Source organism: Fictibacillus sp. UD, assembly GCF_043558025.1.
Lineage (GTDB): Bacteria > Bacillota > Bacilli > Bacillales > Fictibacillaceae > Fictibacillus.
This window is the reverse complement of record NZ_JARUHH010000003.1, coordinates 122007-141921: the sequence shown is the minus strand read 5'-3', so window position 1 is coordinate 141921 and position 19915 is coordinate 122007. Positions and strand designations below refer to the sequence as shown.

The following is a 19915-nucleotide window of genomic DNA, read 5'->3' as shown; positions in this document are numbered from 1 at the left end:
CATATCGTGAAACGTAAATTTCTTCTAATACTAAGTGCTGCGTACGTCATATTTATGGCTTGCCTTTGTTTTTATTATTTTTCGAAAGGTGAAACACATAGTTATCAAGTTGCATTTGGGGCAATATTATGCGGACTTATTCCGCTATGTTTAATCCTTTTCACGAAAATAAAGTTCAATATGCCGATCATGATATCCTATTTTGCCTTTTTATTTGCTTCACAATATTTAGGGTCCATTTTAGGATTTTACCATTTAGGTTGGTGGGATACCTTCTTACACCTATTAAGTGGCGCTTTATTGGCCTTTGTGGCCATCGCTCTTTATGAACGAATGACACATCAACATACTAGGAATGATATTTCTTATTGGCTCGTATTCTTATTCGTACTTGCCTTTTCCGTTTTTGGCGGGGTTGTGTGGGAAATTTATGAATTCAGTATGGATCAATTTTTTAATATGACCTTACAAGGCGGAGGAAACTTTGATACGATGGTGGATTTACTTGCCGATACAGCAGGAGCAATCGTTATAGCAGCTATTGCAGCAGTTAAGACGAAAAAACGTTTTAATATGAGTTAACACTAAAAAATAATGTAAACCACATGCTAAAAACGCATGTGGTTTTTTTTCGTTGGTAACCATCTTTACAAATAAACAACGCTCCTTTTACTATATCTTAATAACTTTTTAGTAAAGTGAAGAAATCAAATATTTAAGGAGGCATAAATGAAGAACGTAATATTTTCATCACAGAATAAGTTTATTAAGAGAACTTCTCATATCACATTAACCGCATTAATGATGCTTTCTATACCAGCTTTTACGGATGGTCATATATCAAAAATAAATACTGTTGAAGCAGAGACAAAATCACCATTTAAGGAGATTACAAATAAAAAGACTCGGCAAATACAAGAAGGTGCAACATATTCTCGAATTGTATATGGAAAAGCAAATCAGAACGATGCGTACATGGTGGACGTAGATTTTCTTAACGAAAGAGAAGATGCTATTAAGCTTAAAGAAAAGCTTACGTCTGATGGTTACACTTCATTTATAAAAACCATCAACGAAAGAGCACAAGATGACCCAGAACAAAAACCACTCGGTTATATAGTAAGAATCGGTTCCTATCAAGAAGAGTTGCAAGCTAAAGCTATTCAAGAAGACCTAGTATCAAAGGGTTACAAAGATTCAAAGGTTATTTTTACTGCGGAAGATGGAGAACCCACTACAGGGCCGTGGACTGTAAATGTTATTGAGATTGATCCGAAAACCTTTAAAGGAAGTGTAACGCCAGCAATAGCTACTGAACAAATTCCTGGAAAAGAAACATTGACAAGTATGTCAAAAAGGTTAAATGCACTAGGCGGAATCAATGGCGGTTACTTTGTAATGGGCTCGAAAGATGGAACAGAAGGGGATCTTGCAGGCGTTTCAATGATAGATGGCGAGCTTACAAGCGAAGCGGTAAACGGCAGGACAAGCCTAATACTAAACGAGAAAAATCATGGAAGCATATCCACTGTTTCAACAAAGCTCACTATACAATCATCAGATGATAGCAACCGAGAAATAGATGGGCTAAACCGAGCACCAGGACTCATTAGAGGATGCGGTGGAATCGGTGATAAAGAATCTGATCAGCCAAAACATGACTTTACTTGTACCGATTCAAGTGAATTGATTCATTATACATCACAATTCGGTTCAGATACGCCTATAGGTGAAGGTGCTGAAGCCGTAATGAACAGCAAGGGAATAGTCACTGAAATTAGAGAGTCACGTGGAGGCTCAATTCCACTTGGAAGCACTGTACTAGCTGGAACCGGAGAATCAGCCAATTGGATACTTAAAAATTTACAAACTCAAGAAATAGTGAACTTAAAGAAAAAGGTTATTGCAGATGATTCCACACTTCCAATAGGAAAAGGAACTAACATCATTAATGGAGGACCTAGACTTTTAAAGGATGGAAAGATAACCATTCCTTCGACTGCAGAAGGATTTCACCAGCCTGATAACCCAGAATTCTTTTATCAGTTCGGCCAAAAACGTCATCCTCGCACCGTTGCAGGTATAAAAGCTGACGGTTCTATACTTTTAGTGACAATCGATGGTAGAAAACCAGGAAAAAGTGTTGGAGCAAACTTTAAAGAAAGTGCACAGCTTTTGAAGTCTTTAGGTGCGGTTAACGCCGTGAACCTTGACGGAGGGGGCTCAACAACCATGACAATAAATCAGAAAATGGTAAGCTCACCTTCAGATGCCACTGGTGAACGTCCTGTTGGTGATGCGATTTTACTATTACCTAAAAATCGTTAAAACCAGAAGAACCTGAGGAGGATAAATGATGAAAAAAATGTTTTTCACAGTAGCTATTGCTGTTTCAATTGTTTCTGTTACAACTGCGTTTGCAAATCCAGATGGTCTTCAACAAAAGAAAAACGAAAACCAATTTGCAGAAAGTTTCAAGCAATTGTCCCGTGATACAGCTTGGGAGCAGAAAGAAAAAGTTGATTTGAAGTTTAATACCTATCATCCACAAGGAATGACAAAAATTGGGGACTTATATTACATGTCCTCGGTTGAGATCCTTGAAAAGCCTGTAAAATATGAAGAGCCTCGTGATGGTTACGACCGCACAACAGGAAAAGGAATAGGCCATCTGTTCGTTTTCAATCAACAAGGTGAGCTCTTAAAAGATATTAGACTCGGTGAAGGGGATATGTACCACCCTGGAGGTATTGCATTTGATGGTGAATCAATTTGGGTATCGGTGGCTGAGTACCGACCAAACAGTGAATCCATTATTTACAAAGTTGACCCGAAAACGATGCAGCCCCAAGAAATGTTCAGAACGAATGACCATATCGGCGGAATATTGCGTGACGGTGAAAAAGGAAACCTAAAAGCTGTAAGCTGGGGTTCAAGAACATTTTATGAGTTTGATTCAAAAGGAAAGGTATTAAGCAAAGATAGTAATCCCAGTCACTTTATTGATTACCAGGACTGTGAAAGTGCAGGTAAAGACAATATGATTTGCAGCGGCATTACAGAATTGCCTCAGCAAGGAAGTAGTACAGGTAAATATGAACTAGGCGGACTGGCTTTATTAGATATGAAAACAATGGAAATTGAACATGAACTGCCAATCTCTCTGGTTTCATCTCAGGGACATACTGTTACACGTAACCCCGTATATCTTGAAAATACGGGTGAAGCAATAAAATTATTTGCAGTACCCGATGATGACAAATCCTCTATGCTTGTTTATGAAACAACAAAATTGAATACAAAATAAATGAAATCGATTGTATGAAAACACTTTGAGAGCTCAAGGTGTTTTTTTATGCTCTAAAATAACAAAAAATAAAAAATAATAACGGATACCTATTGACCTTCACGTTGCGTAAAGGTGTAAAGTGAGAGTTGTCAGGAGGTGATCACATGGAATACACCATTCAGAAACTTGGATTATTAGCTGGAGTCAGCACCAGAACTTTACGGTATTATGATGAGATTGAAATTCTTAAGCCGGCAAGAACCAACTCATCAGGATATCGTATATATGGTGAGGTTGAAGTGAATAGACTTCAGCAAATTTTATTTTACAAAGAACTCGGGCTTCCATTAGATCAAATAAAGAAAATCATAACATCACCATCATTCAATGCAGCTGATGCACTACATGAACACCGTGAAAAACTCCTGAGCAAACGACAACAGTTAGACCGTCTAATCTCAAATGTGGATCAGACTATTGCAGCTAACGAAGGGAGAATTACGATGACTGATAAAGAGAAGTTTGAAGGATTTAAAAAGCAAATGGTTGAAGAAAACGAACAAAAATATGGTAAAGAGATTCGTGAAAAACACGGAAATAATGCGGTCGATCAATCAAACGAAAAAGTATTAAACATGACTCAGAGTGAGCACGATAAAGCAACAAAGCTTGCAGAGGAAATTCACACGACACTTGCTGAAGCCTTTAAAACAAGTGATCCTGCAGGAGATTTAGCTCAAAAAGCAGCTGATCTTCATAAACAATGGCTCATGTTATACTGGAACGAATATAGCAAAGAAGCCCACGCAGGCCTTGCACAGATGTATGTGGATGACGAACGGTTCACGGCGTATTATGATAAAGAAAAGCCAGGAACTGCTGAATTTCTAAGAGATGCTATCCACATATATACTGGTATGAAAAATTAATCATTAGCACGACCTTATACAAAGAGGAGATAACCATCAAAGGTTATCTTCTTTTTGTTTTATTCATCATTCATGTTAGTTTAAACTAAGAACAGAGAGTATGGAGGGATGACAGGTTATGACCGAAAAATTATATTATTCTTCACCATATACAGCCGAATGGGAAACAACCATCAAACAAACATATGAAAAGGACGGGCAATTTTTTGCTGTTTTAGAGGATACCGCATTTTATCCGACAGGTGGCGGCCAGCCGAATGATACTGGGACCATCAATGGCATAAATGTATTAGATGTTTTTACTGAAAAGGATGAAGTGATTCACCATTTAGAAAGACTGCCTGAAACTTCTTCTGTTAATTGTAACTTAGATTGGCATAGAAGGTTTGACCACATGCAGCATCATACTGGGCAGCATCTGTTATCAGCTGTTTGTTATTCATTATATGATGCACGAACAATCAGTTTTCATCTAGGAACAGAATATGCAACAATTGATATTGAGATGGATACGCTGAATCAAAAACAAATGGATATGCTCGAAAAAGCAGTTAATGAAGAAATTTATAAAAATAGAAATGTACATACTTACACTGTTACCGATGAAGAGCTTCAAAAATTACCATTATTGAAAATGCCTAAAGTTATAGAGAACATACGGATCGTTGAAATTGAGGGAATTGAGTATAATGCTTGCGGAGGCACACATGTCCGTTCAACTGCTGAAATTGGGATCATTAAACTATTTAAAGCCGAGAAACAAAAAAGTGCGTTAAGGTTGTATTTCAAGTGCGGACAACGTGCACTTTCTGATTATAATGAGAGCTTGAAGATACTTGGATTGATATCTGCGAAGTTTAATACCGGCCGAAATGAAGTCTTAAATCGGATTGAGAAGTGGGAAGCTGATCAGCTAGATATGGAAGCAGAAATGAAGCGTCTAAAAGAAGAAAACAACAATTATTTAGCAAAAGAACTTCTTACACATGCAAAAAACGATTTCCTTACGTATGTATTTGAAGGAAAATCGTTTGATGATACAAAAGAACTTGCAATAAAAATAGCAAATGAAAATGATTTACTCCTTTTATTTGCTGCAATACCAGATAATCGTATTATCTTAATGCATAACGGAACAAATGAAATTTCGTGCGGCACGTTTTTAAAAGAAAACCTTAGCCCATTTAACGGGAAAGGCGGCGGAAGCGATAAATCCGCTCAAGCTGGTTTTTCTTCAATAGAAGACATGCACCGTTTTATGGAGTTTGCTCGGGAGAAACTATCGAAGGATTAAAACAAAAGATATTGCGACAAAAGGAGTGAGGCACTTGGCCACACTCCTCTTATTTTATATCAAGAAAATCGCAACAATCGTTGTTACAACTAAGCCAATGGTCACCGGTTTTAAGTTTCTTCTAGCCAGTTCAAATGGATCGACTCCACAAATTGCCGCCGCGGGAATCAATGCCCAAGGCACCAACGTTCCTCCACCAACCCAAATGGCTGCGATTTGACCCAACGCTGTCAGAGTAGCGGCACCTGCACCAATTGCTGTTCCAAATATGTTCGCAACCGAGCCTGCTAACGAAATCCCCGAAAAACCTGAACCATCTAGACCCGTAATGGCTCCTACAGCTGTTAAAGTTATGGCACCAATCTCCTTGCTTAATGGAACAACAGATGCAAGTGCTACGCCAAGATCGTTCACAATTCCGTGAGATGTTTTTGGAAGAAACTCTCCAATAATTTTAGCAAAACCTGAGTCACCAAGGTAAAAGAAAGCGGCAATTGGAATTACAGGACCAAACACTTTAAACCCAAACTGAAAACCATCAATTAAATAAGAAGTTGTTTTTTCTAGCCCCTTATTCTTATGACTCACCATCGTAATTAAAAGTAGAATAAAGACTGATGTCCCACCAATCAAAGCTGTTGCATCTCCGCCTTGTAAATTGAGAATGGACATGGCTGCGACATCAAGTGCAAACATTAAAGGAATAAACAGAGCAAAGAACCGCTTCTGTCCTTGTGACAACAGACTTAATTCTTGATCAGTTGTTTCCTTTACAGGTTCAGCCGTTACCCCTGTTCTGCTATTCAACTTTCCTGACTTTAAATCTCTTTTTAAAAAGTAAAACGCCGCTATTGTAGTAACTAACCCCATCACAAATACGAGCGGAATACTTGCATCGATGACTTCGCTTACCTGAAGCCCGGCAGCGTCAGCCGTTAATTTTGGAGCGGCTTGAATGATGAAATCCCCAGAAAGAGCTATACCGTGACCAAACAAGTTCATGGCCATTGCTACTCCTAGAGCTGGCAGACCAACTCGAATGGCTACTGGAAGAAGAACTGCACCCATAAGAGCGACTGCCGGCGACGGCCAGAAAAACCAGGAAATTATCATCATAAGAATCCCTATCGTCCAATAAGCAAGCGCCGGAGTACGAATAAGTTTTGAAAATGGCGAGATCATTACGTCATTAATTCCTGTCGTGGTTAATGTTCTGCTCATGGCAACGATGATAGAGATAACAAGGATCGTAGGAAGAAGCTCTTTTATCGCATATATAAAACTATTAAATATACTGCTGATCGACCCGCTTAATGAACCTGTTGCTGTAATGGCAATTAAGAAAATACCGACTATACAAATTAAAGTAGTATCACGCCTCTTTACCATGAACCCAATAATTAAACCGATAAACACAACATAAATCCAATGCAGCGCTGTTAGTTCAACGCCCATCTATATTCCTCCCCTGTGAATGGGTGATTAGCCCTTTTGTAATGTAATACAGAATATGATGGGGAAGAAAAGGGGTGAGAGGAACTTTTACTGCTTTATGCTGCGTTTTATTTTTTGAAGAATATCATAAGTGAAATACGAAATTGTAAAGATAAAGAGGGTATAGCACAAATTCCATATGAAGTTCTCAGATAACCGTTCCAAATCCAAAAATTTAATGAATTTATTAAACAAATCTAAGAAAAACACATGGATGATATATATGCCTAAAGCATTGGCCCCTATTTTTGTTATATATAAACCTTTTCCTAACGATTTATAATGAAGGGCAAATAAAAATAAGAAGGCAGTTAAAAGGATCGTTGAGAAAAAGTATTCACCATGGCTACCTGACAAGACTTTATCTAATAGATAACCCTCCATTGCTTGAATAACTACACCGATAAGAGCTAGACCCAGAAATGTCCGTCCACTTATTTTCTTCAAGCCGCTAAATTTACTATTTAATGAAAACATAATGCCAAGTGTTGTATAAAACAAACCAAAAAACATGGCATCACGTGTACTGTTGATCGGAAATTTATTAAACATCGTGTATGCCTGTCCTAAAAGCCCTAGCAAGTTTAATCCAAAGCTAATCAAAAATAGCACAGTTATTTGTTTAAACTTAAAAAATATATAAATGACGATTGTTGACCAAATTAACGCTGTTAAAAACCAAAGCTGATATCCGCTCGTTCCTTTTCCGTAATAAATAAGATTTAACAGCGTAAATTGTTCAAAGTATGACCTCAGTTTTTCCTGAACAGCTCCTCCCTCTAAAAGAACAAGGAGAACATCATAACTCGTGTAAAATATCAGCCACACTAAATAAAGCTTAACCAGCTTTATAATATAGCTTTTAAAATAATGAAAAGAAGCCTCTTCATGTTTTATCTTTTGTGCAAAAAAGTAACCAGATGCCGCAAAGAAGAAGGGTACGGCAAACCTAGCGGCATTATCGATAATAAAATAACCAGTAAACCCATCTAGAGGAAAAACGTGTATGACAACTACAGCAAAAATCGCGAAAAATTTTATGTAATCAATGGAATAAATGCGATCCATTTCTGTGCCACCTTTAAAAAATTATATACTACTAACAGTATGAACATATCTTTATCATTCCAAAAATCAATGCCTAATTTCCTTGTAATTTTACAACTGTATGGAGTGACACTAAACTGGAATTATTGTAAAATTATTACTGTTATAAAGTGCGTTGATGAACAGAGGTAACATGAATGTTATCTCTTTTCTTTTTTTACATGGCTGTTTTCGTATTCATTGTTGCTTTTGAAAGTGGTTAATCTCCGTTCCAGGTGCTTCGCTTTCCGCGGGGCAGGCGGTGAGCCACATTCGTACGTTTCATGTATAAGTGTCTCACCTGGCCGCCTGTCCCGCAGGAGTCTTGCACCTTGCACTCCAATTAACTTGTCAAAGAAGCGAATAAACAAAATCATTAAAAACCAACAATCCGTTATAAAACAGCCTATTACATACATTCCATAAAGGGAGAATTCTAGGGGGTTATACATTGAACCAATCCAAATTCATGAAAGATCTTAATGAGTTAAAAGACGGAGGTTATATAAAAAAGAAAGATTATTTAAATGTCCTTGATGGCTATTACAGATATAGAGATGACCTACAAAAAAATGAAACAAAAGAAGAAACAATGATACTGACAGAAGCATTAAATCCAGGACTAGAACCTATTCCAGAAACAAGACTTGAGCACGAACCTATACCTGAAAAACGTATAGCACCAGCGAAACCGAGAGTCGAAATCACTCCTGAACAAAGAAGAGAAAGAAATATCACAACACTCATGGCTGCTGGCGTGATTCTTCTTCTACTTGGAGGGCTAACACTTGCGACAAGCAATTGGGATGTTTTTAGTTCATTAACTAAAACGATACTTGTAGGCGGAATTGCTATTTTATTTGGAGGCTTAGGAGCGCTTTCTGAGAAAGTACTTCAAATACGAAAAACGGCTTTTACTTTCTTTGTTTTGTTTGCACTATTCATTCCCATTACGGTTCTTTCAGCAGGTTATTTTGAATTATTTGGTGAATGGCTGAGTTTTTACGGTGGTGGAAGATATGTTTTAGGGATTCTAACAACGGCAGTCTGTATCCCTATTTATTTTTGGTTCGCCATCTACTTTCAGTCAAAACTATTCAGCTGGTTTACTTTTATTGCAAGTGCAATCGGGTATGGGTATCTAATATTGTCGTTCGGTCTGACAAAAGAAGCTTTTTACTTTATCTATGCTTTAGGGAATGTAGGGTTCATTGCTCTATATCACATTAAGAAAGAGAAAAACCAAACTATATTTTTAAAAACATTACCTGTGTTCATACAAGCGAATCTTATTCTATCAACCGTTCTCATTCTTACAATCTTTGAAAGTCAACTTCATCAAAGCTTCAACATCATTTTAACTGCTGTTTTGTATTTAGCGATGCGAATGGTTAACCAAAGAAAAGAATACGAGCTATTATTTATTGGTTTTATCACATATGGTTTATATCAACTCATACAGAATTCTATTTTAATTGAATATCGTTTGTTACTAGTCGTTTTGGTCCCGCTCGTTTTGTTGCTTGTTGGTAGATTTTCAGACCAAAAGTTACGGATGTATTATCAACTTGCCAACGGCGCTATATCCATTCTTGCATTCTTATATATCACGGTTGAGGGAGTCTTATTATCTGTTGGAGAAGGTAGTGTATGGCTTCTATTGGGTTATCTCGTTCTCGCTGGAAACTTTACCTACTTAAGCTACAACTCTACATTTTCATTCTTTAAATACTTAGCTCCTTTTTACCTTTTTTGTACCTTTATGGAAGTGTATCATCTGATGGGTAATGGAAATGATGATTATTGGGGTATGGCTATTGGAGTATCTTCAGCTCTATCCTATACGATTGGTCAATTGGTTAAGACTTTAAACAGATCTAGTCTTATGGTTGGCGGGGGAGGAGTACTGTTAAGTTTTCTATTAACCTCACTAACTGAACAATATGGGCAAGCAAGTGTTGTTTCGATTATTTTAACCGTGATTTCTGTACGTCATTTCTTAATCGGTACTGTGTATGAAAAACGAATCTCAGCCTGGCTGGTTCCTGCTTTTGTATTTTTTTCGACCTTCTTTTTTGGGATGAAGTTTTTACCAGAACCTACATTGTCACTCTCATTAACGACAGGAAGCATGGTATTATTAGGAATCTATATTTGGCAGAAGAAGCAGAAGGAACTTGCTGCTGCATTTATTACAACCGTTGCCATTACTTCAATTTTGAATTTTTTAGCAGCATCTCTTCAAGGAGATTATACGTGGGTTAAATTGTTATCTTCTATACTTGTTATGATCGTGTTATGGTTTGTCACACAGCATTTCACATTTATTTTGGGATATACAGGCATTCAAATTGGATTGTTCTTTGCATTAAACTATACGGCAGATCTTCTTGGGCTTGAATTAGCAAAAGAAACAACGATTTACGTTTATATCGTGATTGCCTACATTCTATATATAAGTCAGGAAGTATTTCAGCGAATTGATAACAAGAGTGAATACCCTATAAAAGCTGTATCTCATCTAGTTATTTTATTAACGTTTATTTACTGCTTATTGATGACAACAGCAGCCATTCCATATGTCCTTATTGCATTTCTGTACGGTATTTATGTGTTCCGTGCTAAAAAGGAATATGAAATTAGATTTAATTTTTACGCTGGCTTAACACTGGCAGCTATTGCTTTTCATTATGCTATTAGAGAATGGCTATCAAACGAAGGTCCGGTGATCTACAGCATTCTTCTAGTAGGTCTTTACTTCTTATTGAACACAGAATGGAAGAGGCATTTGCAGTTTTATGTTGTTCCTTTTTCACTGATTTTCCTTGGAGAGTATATGACTAGCAGTGTTCTAAATGAGTTAAAACTCCTTTTACATGCTGCAACATTAGTAGGTTTTGTACTTTTTTATATGTCATTAAAAGGTTACTGGAAATACGCTTCTGTTATTATTCTGGCATACTTGATGATTGATTTAGATGAATGGTTAATGTTAATCGGAAGACCTCAAGACCTTCAATCACTCATCTGGTATACGGCAGGGATATTCGTTACCCTTGCAGGAATGTATTATTTTAAGAAGATTTTTTGTGAAACTCCATTTGTTCAATTTGACTTTTTCGCAGTATTTGGCGTTATTTATGTCTTAACCGGACTTACACGTTCTGAAAACCTGATTACAACACTCGGCCTAATTTTGCTAGCTGTACTTTTCTATGTGCATGCAAGACGATTCATGGAAATGCAAATCGGAAAAAGAATACTTCAAACCCTTTCAAGTTTGTTTGTACTATTTGCTTATTATTCGTTCATTGATCAATTTGAAATACCAGCAATAATTAAGACAGAACTTAACGTGTTGCCCTGGATTTTCATAAGTTATGTGATTACAAGGAAAACATGGAAAGTGCCAGAGAGAACAGCTAATTTGATTCAATATTTCTTGCTCGGAATCATCGGCATTATCTTAATGATTGATGCGATGCAAAGCTATCAAATTATGGACGCCATCATACTTGGCACCTTATCGTTTATTAGTATTATTTACGGATTCATCTCCAAACAGAAGAGTTACTTCTTTACAGGATTAATCATTCTACTTTTAAATGTTTTGATCCAAACTCGTCCATATTGGGGAAATATGCCGTGGTGGGTCTACCTATTATTAACAGGGATATTACTAATCGGGTTTGCCAGTTTCAATGAATATAAGAAGCAAAAAGGGATAGACTCTCCACCAATAAAGGATATAATTTTAAGTAAATGGAAAAATTGGTTTGGTGAGTGGAAGTAAGGGCTCGTCAATAAGGAGGATCTATCAGTGGAACTACAACAAAACAAACCCAAGATTTCCATGGGTATGCTTTTGAAGAACAGAGTAATAAGGACGATCCTTTTTTCGGTCTTCTTTTTACAGATTGGCATTTGGGTGCGTAATTATTCCATTCTTTTGTACGTTATTGAAAAAACGAACGAAAATCCAATCGCTGTATCATTAATATCAGTCGCAGAATTTGCTCCGATTTTTTTGTTTTCTTTTATCGGTGGAACGTTTGCTGACAGATGGAAACCGAAGAAGACAATGATTTGGTGTGATTTATTAAGCGCCGCGTCAATCTTTGTCGTATTATTAACGCTTTTATTTGGAAGCTGGAAAGTGATCTTTTTTGCAACGCTTGTTTCATCGATCCTTTCGCAATTCTCTCAACCTTCAGGAATGAAGTTATTTAAAATACATGTTCCTGAAGAAATGGTACAGCTCGGTATGTCAATGTATCAAACACTCTTCGCCGTATTTATGATTCTCGGTCCAATTCTGGGTACGTACGTGTACCAGCAATTCGGAATCAATGCAGCGATTGGCATCATGGGAGTGGCTTTTGTACTGTCAGCGGTTATTCTTTTGTTGCTGCCACCGGATGAAGAAGTGGAGAAGAAGGAGGAAAAGCCTTCGATCTGGTTAGAAATGAAAGAAGGTTTCAGTTATGTTCTCACCAGACGATCTTTGACGCTGCTTGGTGCCTGTTTTGCCGTAGCAGGATTAGCTTTAGGATTAACACAGCCTCTTACTGTTTTCTTAGTAACGGAACAGCTTGGACTTCCAAAAGAACAGCTGCAATGGCTCATGGCGGCTTTCGGTACTGGAATGATTTTAGGCGGAGGCTTAACGATTGGGATTGCAGGTAAAGTGAAGCCTCAGTTGCTCCTGTCTCTAGGTATGGGGGCAAGTGCAGTCGGATTTATGATCATGGGTGTTTCTGAACAATTCTGGTTAACTCTTTCTGCAGAATTCTTAAGCGGGTTATTCATGCCATGTGTGCATATCGGAATTAATACACTTATTTTGCAAAATACCGAATCAGCTTTTATTGGACGCGTAAATGGAATATTGAATCCATTATTCATGGGGGCTATGGTTTTAACGATGTCCATTAGCGGTTGGTTAAAAGATACGCTTTCACTTGTTGTAATGTTTGAGGCAGCGGCACTGTTGTTTGCACTCGGTATTTTAACAATGCTTCCACTGATAAAACAGAAGGCTGTCCCTGTGGCTAAAATAGAAAAAGCATAAAATTAAGATGACTCTTAAAGGCATATGGCTGCCTTTAAGAGTTTTTTGTAATCAATGATATTTGCATCATACGTGAAATGATATACTTTATTACTTACCAACCACTTATTATCCCTCTTACATAGACTAATGAGTTCATCGTTTTTTATATGGTGTAAATGGGTAATATAGATATATTTACATCACAAATCCGGACTCATGAACGTCTAATCATAAGGGGAATCAATGATATGTCTATTTCACCAGATCAACGAATTACATTACACGGATTTAATAACCTCACAAAATCACTAAGCTTTAATTTGTATGATGTTTGCTATACGAAAACAAAAGAAGAGAGAGAGGCTTATATTGAATATATCGATGAACAGTATAATGCTGAAAGACTCACAAATATATTACAGACTGTCTCGGATACAATTGGAGCGCATGTCTTAAACGTTGCAAAACAAGATTATGTCCCTCAAGGGGCAAGTGTAACCGTGCTCGTTTCTGAAGGACCGATCGTAGAAGTACCGACTGATACTTTTGATGAAAATACAACAGCTATGCCGGAATCAGTTGTCATGCAGCTAGATAAAAGTCATCTGACGGTACATACATATCCAGAGTTTCATCCAGAAGAGGGAATCAGTACGTTTAGAGCGGACATCGATGTTTCTACTTGTGGAGAAATCTCACCGCTTAAAGCGTTGAACCATCTAATCAACTCATTCGATATGGATATCGTAACGATGGATTACAGAGTAAGAGGGTTTACAAGGGATATTAAGGGCCAAAAGCTGTTTATCGATCATGATATAAACTCTATTCAAAATTATCTTTCTGAGGAAATTAAGAATACGTATGCGATGATTGATACGAACATCTATCAAGAAAATATCTTTCATACTAAATGCAGATTAAAAGAATTTGAGTTAAACAATTATTTGTTCGGTTATACAAAAGATGCATTGGATCATGACAGTCAAGAGCATATTACAAGGCTGTTGAAGGCAGAGATGGACGAGATCTTTTATGGAAGAAATATTAACAACTCGCACCGATAACACATACAAACTAACTGACCACTGGATCATTCCAGTGGTCTTTTTTCGTGAACATTATGAACAAAATGCTCTTTATGTTGTTAAACTTCCTTTTCCAGTTGTACATGATAGGATAATTAAAAGATTTATGAAAGCGCTATCATTATAAGGGGGATACGAAATTGAAAAAAAGCAAATGGAAAAGTTGGATCGCAGCTGGCGTATTGTTAACATCACTTACCGCATGCAGCACTTCTGGATCAAGCAGTACAGATGAAGGGGCTTCTGATTATCCGAAAAAAGCAATAACCGTTGTTGCTCCATCTGGCGCAGGAGGTGGATGGGACTTAACCGCTCGAGCTTTAACTAAAGTGCTTGGCGAAACAAAGTTAGTCGATCAAACAATGACAGTTGAAAACAAGCCTGGTGGAGGTGGAGCTGTATATTTAGCAGAATTTGCAACACAGCATAAGAAAGACGACTATAAGCTTTATGTGAATTCACCACCAATCTTGATCAACAATCTAAAAAAAGAAGGCAATAGTCCTTATGGGTACCAAGATACGACACCACTTGCTCAATTAACAAAAGACTTTGGAGCAATCGTTGTTAAGGCAGATTCAAAATATAACAATCTTAAAGATTTAATGGATGCTGTAAAAAAAGATCCTAAATCGGTAACAGCTGCCGGTGGATCTGCCCCAGGCTCTATGGATCATCTTGTAGCTGTGCTGCCTGCTTTTAAATCAGACATTGATCCAAAAACCGTGAAATATGTTTCTTACGATGGCGGCGGGGAAGCAATTGCAGCTTTATTAGGCGGAAACGCAGATTATATCGCTACAGACGCATCTGCCGTTGGTGAATACTTAAAAGCAGGAAAAGTAAAAGTTCTTGGTATTTCCTCAACAGAGAGATTAAAAGGAGATTTAGCAGATATTCCTACATTTAAAGAAGAAGGAATTGACGCAGAATTTACGATCTGGAGAGGTGTTTTCGGACCTAAAGAAATGTCAGACAGTGCTAAATCATATTGGGATAGTACGTTAAAGAAATTAAATGAGAGTAAAGAATGGCAAGCCGAGCTAGAACGCAATGGGTGGGAATCGGAATTTAAAGACGGAAAAGAATTCGAGACCTTCTTAAAAGATCAGGAAAAACAAGTTGAAGATCTTTTGAAATCATTAGGAATGAATAAATAATTATGGGGATGGAGGAGTAATAGCTACTTCTCCATCTTTTCAAATATCTAGGATTATCAGAGGAGGCTAGTCAAATGCAGACTGGGAGATTTGATCGGTATGCGAGTGTCTTATTTGCATTACTTGGAGCGGCCTTTCTATTTGAAAGCCGCAACATAGCAGATAGTGCCTATGGCAGTGAAGTTGGACCAAATGTTTTTCCTTTTCTTTTAGGACTTATTCTTATTTTACTAAGTGTAAAACTTTTTATAGAATCTTTTAAAAACATTAAGCCGGATCAGAAAGGACAGAGCGGATTACAAATCAAAAGGTTTCTTATCATTTTAATTGCAAGTTTGTTGTACGCAGCATGTATTGAGTACTTGGGGTACATAATCAGTACTTTTGTGTTTTTGTTCGTTTCTTTTCAAGCCATGGAAAAAAGCAGCTGGATAAAAAACGGAGCCGTCGCTGCTGGTTTTTCCTTATGCGTCTATTATTTGTTTGTAGTGGTGTTAAAAGGCTCTTTGCCTGGTCTGCCAATATGGTTTAGTTAGGAGGAAGAATGATGGGTGTAATGGATTTTTTAATGCAAGGATTCCAAACAGCAATACAGCCACAGAATTTATTTTTCGCCTTTATTGGCGTATTAATCGGAACAGCTGTCGGCGTGCTGCCAGGCATCGGTCCGATGAGCGGGGTAGCACTTCTGATTCCCGTTACGGCCACACTTACTAGCGGAATGGACCCTTCTGCTGCAGCAACCAGTTCGATTATCCTTTTAGCAGGCGTTTATTACGGTGCCATGTATGGCGGATCAACTACGTCCATCTTGTTAAACACACCTGGTGAATCTTCATCAGTAGTAACGACACTTGATGGCTATCAAATGGCCAAGCAAGGCAGAGCAGGTGCAGCCTTGTCCATTGCCGCAATCGGTTCCTTCTTTGCGGGTGTTGTATCCATCATAGGGTTAGTGTTACTTGCAGAGCCGCTTTCGGAGATGGCCTTAAAGTTTGGACCTGCAGAATACTTTTCTTTAATGCTTTTAGGACTAGCTGCTGTTAGCGGTCTTGCTGGTGGGTCGATCACAAAAGCATGGATGATGACGGTAACAGGTCTTTTACTCGCTACAATCGGCATCGATGCTGTTTCAGGTGTCGCACGATTCACATATGATATCCCAGTCCTTTTTGGGGGACTTGAATTCTTAACCGTAGCTGTAGGTTTATTTGCGTTAGGTGAGGTATTTAAGACCATCCTTCACAAAGAAGAGGATGGTGAGAAAGTTGCAAAAGTTGGTAGAGTTCTCCCAACAAAATTCGATCTCAAGGAAAGTGCAGCTCCGATCGCACGCGGATCTTTCTTAGGATTTTTTATAGGTGTCTTGCCTGGAGCGGGCGCAACACTGGCTTCCTTCTTTTCCTATATAGCTGAAAAAAAGTTAAGTAAAAACCCAGAGAAATTCGGAAAAGGCGCTATTGAAGGTGTAGCAGCCCCTGAGTCTGCCAACAATGCCGCTTCTGGAGGCGCTATGATTCCGCTCTTAACTCTTGGCATTCCAGGGTCTGGAACTACGGCAATCTTAATGGGTGCACTGATTATGTACAATGTTCAGCCTGGACCGTTATTATTCAGCGATCATCCGGATGTCGCTTGGGGATTGATCGCATCGATGTTTATTGGAAACTTGATGCTTCTCATTTTGAATATGCCACTTGTAAAAGTTTTTGCGAAAATTATTGAAACACCTCAAAAGTTTTTGTTGCCCATTATTATTGCTATATCAGTTTTTGGAGTCTATGCTGTGCAAGTTACAACATTTGATCTGTTTTTATTAATTGGTTTTGGAGTAGCAGGATATTTATTAGCACAAAATGATTATCCGCTTGCTCCTCTAGTTCTAGGTCTCGTTTTAGGACCAATGATTGAAAACAATATGCGCCGAGCCTTGACTACTTCTAACGGTGACTTTTTAATTTTTATTGAACATCCAATTTCAGCATTTTTTATCGTATGCTCTGTATTGTGGATTTTAGTTCCTTTCATTCTACGATTAAAAGGAAAAAATGTTGTGATAAACGTTGAAGGATAAAAGAAGAGTGAAAGAGAAGACTTTCTATTTGGGAAAGTCTTTTCAATTTTTATGGAGGGAAACTATGAAACTGCAAACAAAATTAATCGTCATCAGCTGTTCCCTTATCTTTATTGTGATTACCATTTTAGCTGTTATTTTTCAAGTGATGTTTGAAGATACGATGAAGAAGCAGATTGGGGAAAGGGCGCTTAGTGTTTCATATGCTGTTAGTAATAATCCAATGGTGATTGACTCATTTGAAACAGAAAACCCTTCAGAAAGGATTCAGCCTTACGCGGAGCAAATTAGGAAAAAAACAGGAGCTCATTATGTTGTAGTAGGGAACAAAGAAGGAATCAGGTATTCCCATCCTGTAAGAGAAAGAATCGGCAAAAAGATGGTAGGAGGAGATAATGAGTCAGCATTGTCAGGTGAGCCGAGTATTACTGAAGCGACGGGTTCGCTCGGTCCTGCCGTTAGAGGGAAATCACCCATTATTAACAGTGAGGGTGAAATAATAGGATTGGTGTCTGTTGGGTACTTAACTGATCGTATTAATGAAGATATGTGGCCGTATAAATTCAAGATTCTAATAATTGGTATTTTAACGCTATTGTTAGGTGTGATCGGATCTGTTTTAATCGCAAAAGGTGTGAAACGAGCGACACATGGATTGGAACCAAAAGAGATCGGGTTATTATACAAAGAAAAGACTGCAATCTTAGAAGGAATTAGAGAAGGAGTGATTGCTGTCAATCGTGAAGGTGACATTACTCTAGCCAATCAAACTGCTCTGCAGATGTTAGAAACAAAAAGCGAAAATCTTGTTGGGAACAATGTACTACATTCCATTCCTAACTCGAGGTTAGTAGATGTGATGGCCTCTGGCAAAAGTGAATTTGATGAACAAATGAAATTAGGAAACACCAAAGTTGTAGCAAACCGTGTACCTATACTGGATGATAACGGTAAAGTTATGGGTGCTGTTGCAACGTTTAGAAACCGAAATGAACTTTATAGATTGAATGAAGAATTAGCTCAAGTAAAAGGCTATAGTGAAGGATTAAGAGCACAAACTCATGAATTCTCAAATAAATTATACTTAATTTCTGGTTTGATTCAGTTGGGTTCCTATAAAGAAGCACAAGATATTATTACGAAAGAAGCTAATGTACATCAGCATTTTACCCATATAATCATGAACCAGATTTCGGATCCTTATATCGGAGGGCTTTTAATCGGTAAGTTTAACCGCTCGAAGGAGTTGAAAGTTGATTTATCGATTGATCCTGCAAGTCATTTTAAAGATATTCCCGATGAGATCGACAAACAATTATTAGTCACGATAATAGGTAACTTAATAGACAATGCTATGGAAGCAGTGGTCGAGAGCAAACACAGTGAGAGAGCTGTAAAGGTAAGTCTCACTGATTTTGGCAGCCAGCTCATATTAGAAGTCGAGGATTCAGGGGCAGGAATTCAAGATACAATCGCTAATAAACTATATCAGAAGGGATTTTCAACAAAAGGACAAGACCGTGGTTATGGCTTATATTTAATCAAGCAATCTGTTGAACTGTTAAACGGAGAACTTTTTTATGAAAGAACAAAAGCCAATACAACCCTATTTACGGTTATAGTCCCTAAAGAATAGAGGTTAGAGCATCATGCATTCATGGGAAGTTTTTATCGTAGAAGACGACATCCGAATAGCTGAGATAAATCGAAAATTTGTTGAAAAGGTAGAAGGGTTTTCGGTGTGCGGGGTTGCTCTTACTGAAGAAGAAGCCAAAGAACAAATTAGCATCCTTCAACCTGATTTAGTACTTTTAGATATTTATTTTCCAGATATGAATGGGTTAGACCTTTTACGCTGGATTAGAAGTGAGTTTCGTGGAATTGAAGTGATCATGGTAACTGCAGCAACAGAAGTTAACACATTAAAACATGCACTGGCTGATGGAATTTTCGATTATATTGTAAAGCCCGTAATCTTTCAACGATTTAAAGATACGTTATTGCACTTTAATGAATATAAGATGTCTATTCATCAACTCTCAGCTGATAAAGAAGTTAATCAGAACGTAATCGATTCGATTATAAAACGTGATAAGTCAGAAGTCATACATCAATCTCTGCCAAAAGGAATTGATCCAATTACTTTAGATAAAGTCCTTTCCATGTTAAGTCAGCATAAAAAAGGGTTCACTGCTGACGACCTTGGACAGCTGATTGGAGCAAGCCGAACAACAGCAAGACGTTATTTAGAGTATTTGGTTTCTGAACAAAAGGTGAGAGCAGACATTACTTACGGAGGGGTAGGCCGCCCGGAAAGAATATATCAATACGGTCTTTAACAATTAGGTCAGTAACTTATAACCAATACGTTTTGTTGAGGTATTGCTTTCATTTGGTCTGTAATACTACTAAAATCCGCTGCGTTTGATGTATAATGTTTTACATAGA

General features: G+C 37.7%; 15 protein-coding genes. 13 read left to right on the top strand and 2 right to left on the bottom strand.

Annotated features, from left to right (window positions below; translation table 11 throughout):
- The first annotated feature begins 6 nt into the window (after nt 1–6).
- The 5 genes from P8610_RS06970 to P8610_RS06950 all read left to right on the top strand — a co-directional run bounded on the left by P8610_RS06970 (nt 7) and on the right by P8610_RS06950 (nt 5512).
- Nucleotides 7–582, top strand: coding sequence for a hypothetical protein (locus P8610_RS06970; protein ID WP_394603725.1), 576 nt, complete (start codon nt 7–9; stop codon nt 580–582).
- A 147-nt stretch (nt 583–729) separates the two neighbouring features.
- A complete protein-coding gene (locus P8610_RS06965) occupies nt 730–2328 on the top strand; it encodes a phosphodiester glycosidase family protein (protein ID WP_394603724.1) in 1599 nt (532 codons plus the stop codon).
- Nucleotides 2329–2356: 28 nt separating this feature from the next.
- Complete coding sequence (locus P8610_RS06960; RefSeq protein WP_394603723.1) at nt 2357–3307, top strand: DUF6454 family protein; 951 nt, start codon at nt 2357–2359, stop codon at nt 3305–3307.
- Nucleotides 3308–3453: 146 nt separating this feature from the next.
- Complete coding sequence (locus tag P8610_RS06955) at nt 3454–4218, top strand: MerR family transcriptional regulator (protein WP_394603722.1); 765 nt, start codon at nt 3454–3456, stop codon at nt 4216–4218.
- Between the two features lie 118 nt (nt 4219–4336).
- Entirely contained in the window at nt 4337–5512 is a 1176-nt protein-coding gene (locus P8610_RS06950; protein WP_394603720.1) for an alanyl-tRNA editing protein, read from the top strand.
- A gap of 54 nt (nt 5513–5566) precedes the next feature.
- Here the strand turns inward: P8610_RS06950 and P8610_RS06945 are convergent, their stop codons facing one another.
- Both P8610_RS06945 and P8610_RS06940 read right to left on the bottom strand, forming a co-directional pair.
- Entirely contained in the window at nt 5567–6967 is a 1401-nt protein-coding gene (locus tag P8610_RS06945) for a hypothetical protein (protein ID WP_394603719.1), read from the bottom strand.
- Between the two features lie 87 nt (nt 6968–7054).
- Nucleotides 7055–8074, bottom strand: a complete 1020-nt coding sequence (locus P8610_RS06940) for an acyltransferase (protein ID WP_394603718.1) — start codon at nt 8072–8074, stop codon at nt 7055–7057.
- A gap of 469 nt (nt 8075–8543) precedes the next feature.
- On the opposite strand from P8610_RS06940, the gene P8610_RS06935 reads away from it, so the two are divergent.
- The 8 genes from P8610_RS06935 to P8610_RS06900 all read left to right on the top strand — a co-directional run bounded on the left by P8610_RS06935 (nt 8544) and on the right by P8610_RS06900 (nt 19806).
- Entirely contained in the window at nt 8544–11885 is a 3342-nt protein-coding gene (locus P8610_RS06935; RefSeq protein WP_394603717.1) for a hypothetical protein, read from the top strand.
- A gap of 60 nt (nt 11886–11945) precedes the next feature.
- Nucleotides 11946–13163 (top strand): MFS transporter, encoded by a 1218-nt coding sequence (locus tag P8610_RS06930; protein ID WP_394603913.1) that lies wholly within the window; start codon nt 11946–11948, stop codon nt 13161–13163.
- A gap of 230 nt (nt 13164–13393) precedes the next feature.
- On the top strand, nt 13394–14212 hold the full coding sequence (gene speD / locus P8610_RS06925) for an adenosylmethionine decarboxylase (RefSeq protein WP_289495437.1): 819 nt from the start codon (nt 13394–13396) through the stop codon (nt 14210–14212).
- A gap of 161 nt (nt 14213–14373) precedes the next feature.
- Nucleotides 14374–15393 (top strand): Bug family tripartite tricarboxylate transporter substrate binding protein, encoded by a 1020-nt coding sequence (locus P8610_RS06920; RefSeq protein WP_394603716.1) that lies wholly within the window; start codon nt 14374–14376, stop codon nt 15391–15393.
- 74 nt (nt 15394–15467) lie between these two features.
- Nucleotides 15468–15929 (top strand): tripartite tricarboxylate transporter TctB family protein, encoded by a 462-nt coding sequence (locus P8610_RS06915; RefSeq protein ID WP_394603715.1) that lies wholly within the window; start codon nt 15468–15470, stop codon nt 15927–15929.
- Nucleotides 15930–15940: 11 nt separating this feature from the next.
- Nucleotides 15941–17467, top strand: coding sequence for a tripartite tricarboxylate transporter permease (locus tag P8610_RS06910; protein ID WP_394603714.1), 1527 nt, complete (start codon nt 15941–15943; stop codon nt 17465–17467).
- A 64-nt stretch (nt 17468–17531) separates the two neighbouring features.
- On the top strand, nt 17532–19103 hold the full coding sequence (locus P8610_RS06905) for an ATP-binding protein (protein WP_394603713.1): 1572 nt from the start codon (nt 17532–17534) through the stop codon (nt 19101–19103).
- Between the two features lie 13 nt (nt 19104–19116).
- Nucleotides 19117–19806, top strand: coding sequence for a response regulator (locus tag P8610_RS06900; RefSeq protein WP_394603712.1), 690 nt, complete (start codon nt 19117–19119; stop codon nt 19804–19806).
- The last annotated feature ends 109 nt before the right edge of the window (nt 19807–19915 follow it).

Coding starts and splice junctions, on each gene's coding strand:
- speD (WP_289495437.1), top strand. CDS start 13,394: ATGTCTATTTCACCAGATCAACGAATTACATTACACGGATTTAATAAC.
- P8610_RS06945 (WP_394603719.1), bottom strand. CDS start 6,967: ATGGGCGTTGAACTAACAGCGCTGCATTGGATTTATGTTGTGTTTATC.
- P8610_RS06905 (WP_394603713.1), top strand. CDS start 17,532: ATGAAACTGCAAACAAAATTAATCGTCATCAGCTGTTCCCTTATCTTT.
- P8610_RS06915 (WP_394603715.1), top strand. CDS start 15,468: ATGCAGACTGGGAGATTTGATCGGTATGCGAGTGTCTTATTTGCATTA.
- P8610_RS06965 (WP_394603724.1), top strand. CDS start 730: ATGAAGAACGTAATATTTTCATCACAGAATAAGTTTATTAAGAGAACT.
- P8610_RS06900 (WP_394603712.1), top strand. CDS start 19,117: ATGCATTCATGGGAAGTTTTTATCGTAGAAGACGACATCCGAATAGCT.
- P8610_RS06940 (WP_394603718.1), bottom strand. CDS start 8,074: ATGGATCGCATTTATTCCATTGATTACATAAAATTTTTCGCGATTTTT.
- P8610_RS06950 (WP_394603720.1), top strand. CDS start 4,337: ATGACCGAAAAATTATATTATTCTTCACCATATACAGCCGAATGGGAA.
- P8610_RS06955 (WP_394603722.1), top strand. CDS start 3,454: ATGGAATACACCATTCAGAAACTTGGATTATTAGCTGGAGTCAGCACC.
- P8610_RS06960 (WP_394603723.1), top strand. CDS start 2,357: ATGAAAAAAATGTTTTTCACAGTAGCTATTGCTGTTTCAATTGTTTCT.
- P8610_RS06910 (WP_394603714.1), top strand. CDS start 15,941: ATGGGTGTAATGGATTTTTTAATGCAAGGATTCCAAACAGCAATACAG.
- P8610_RS06930 (WP_394603913.1), top strand. CDS start 11,946: ATGGGTATGCTTTTGAAGAACAGAGTAATAAGGACGATCCTTTTTTCG.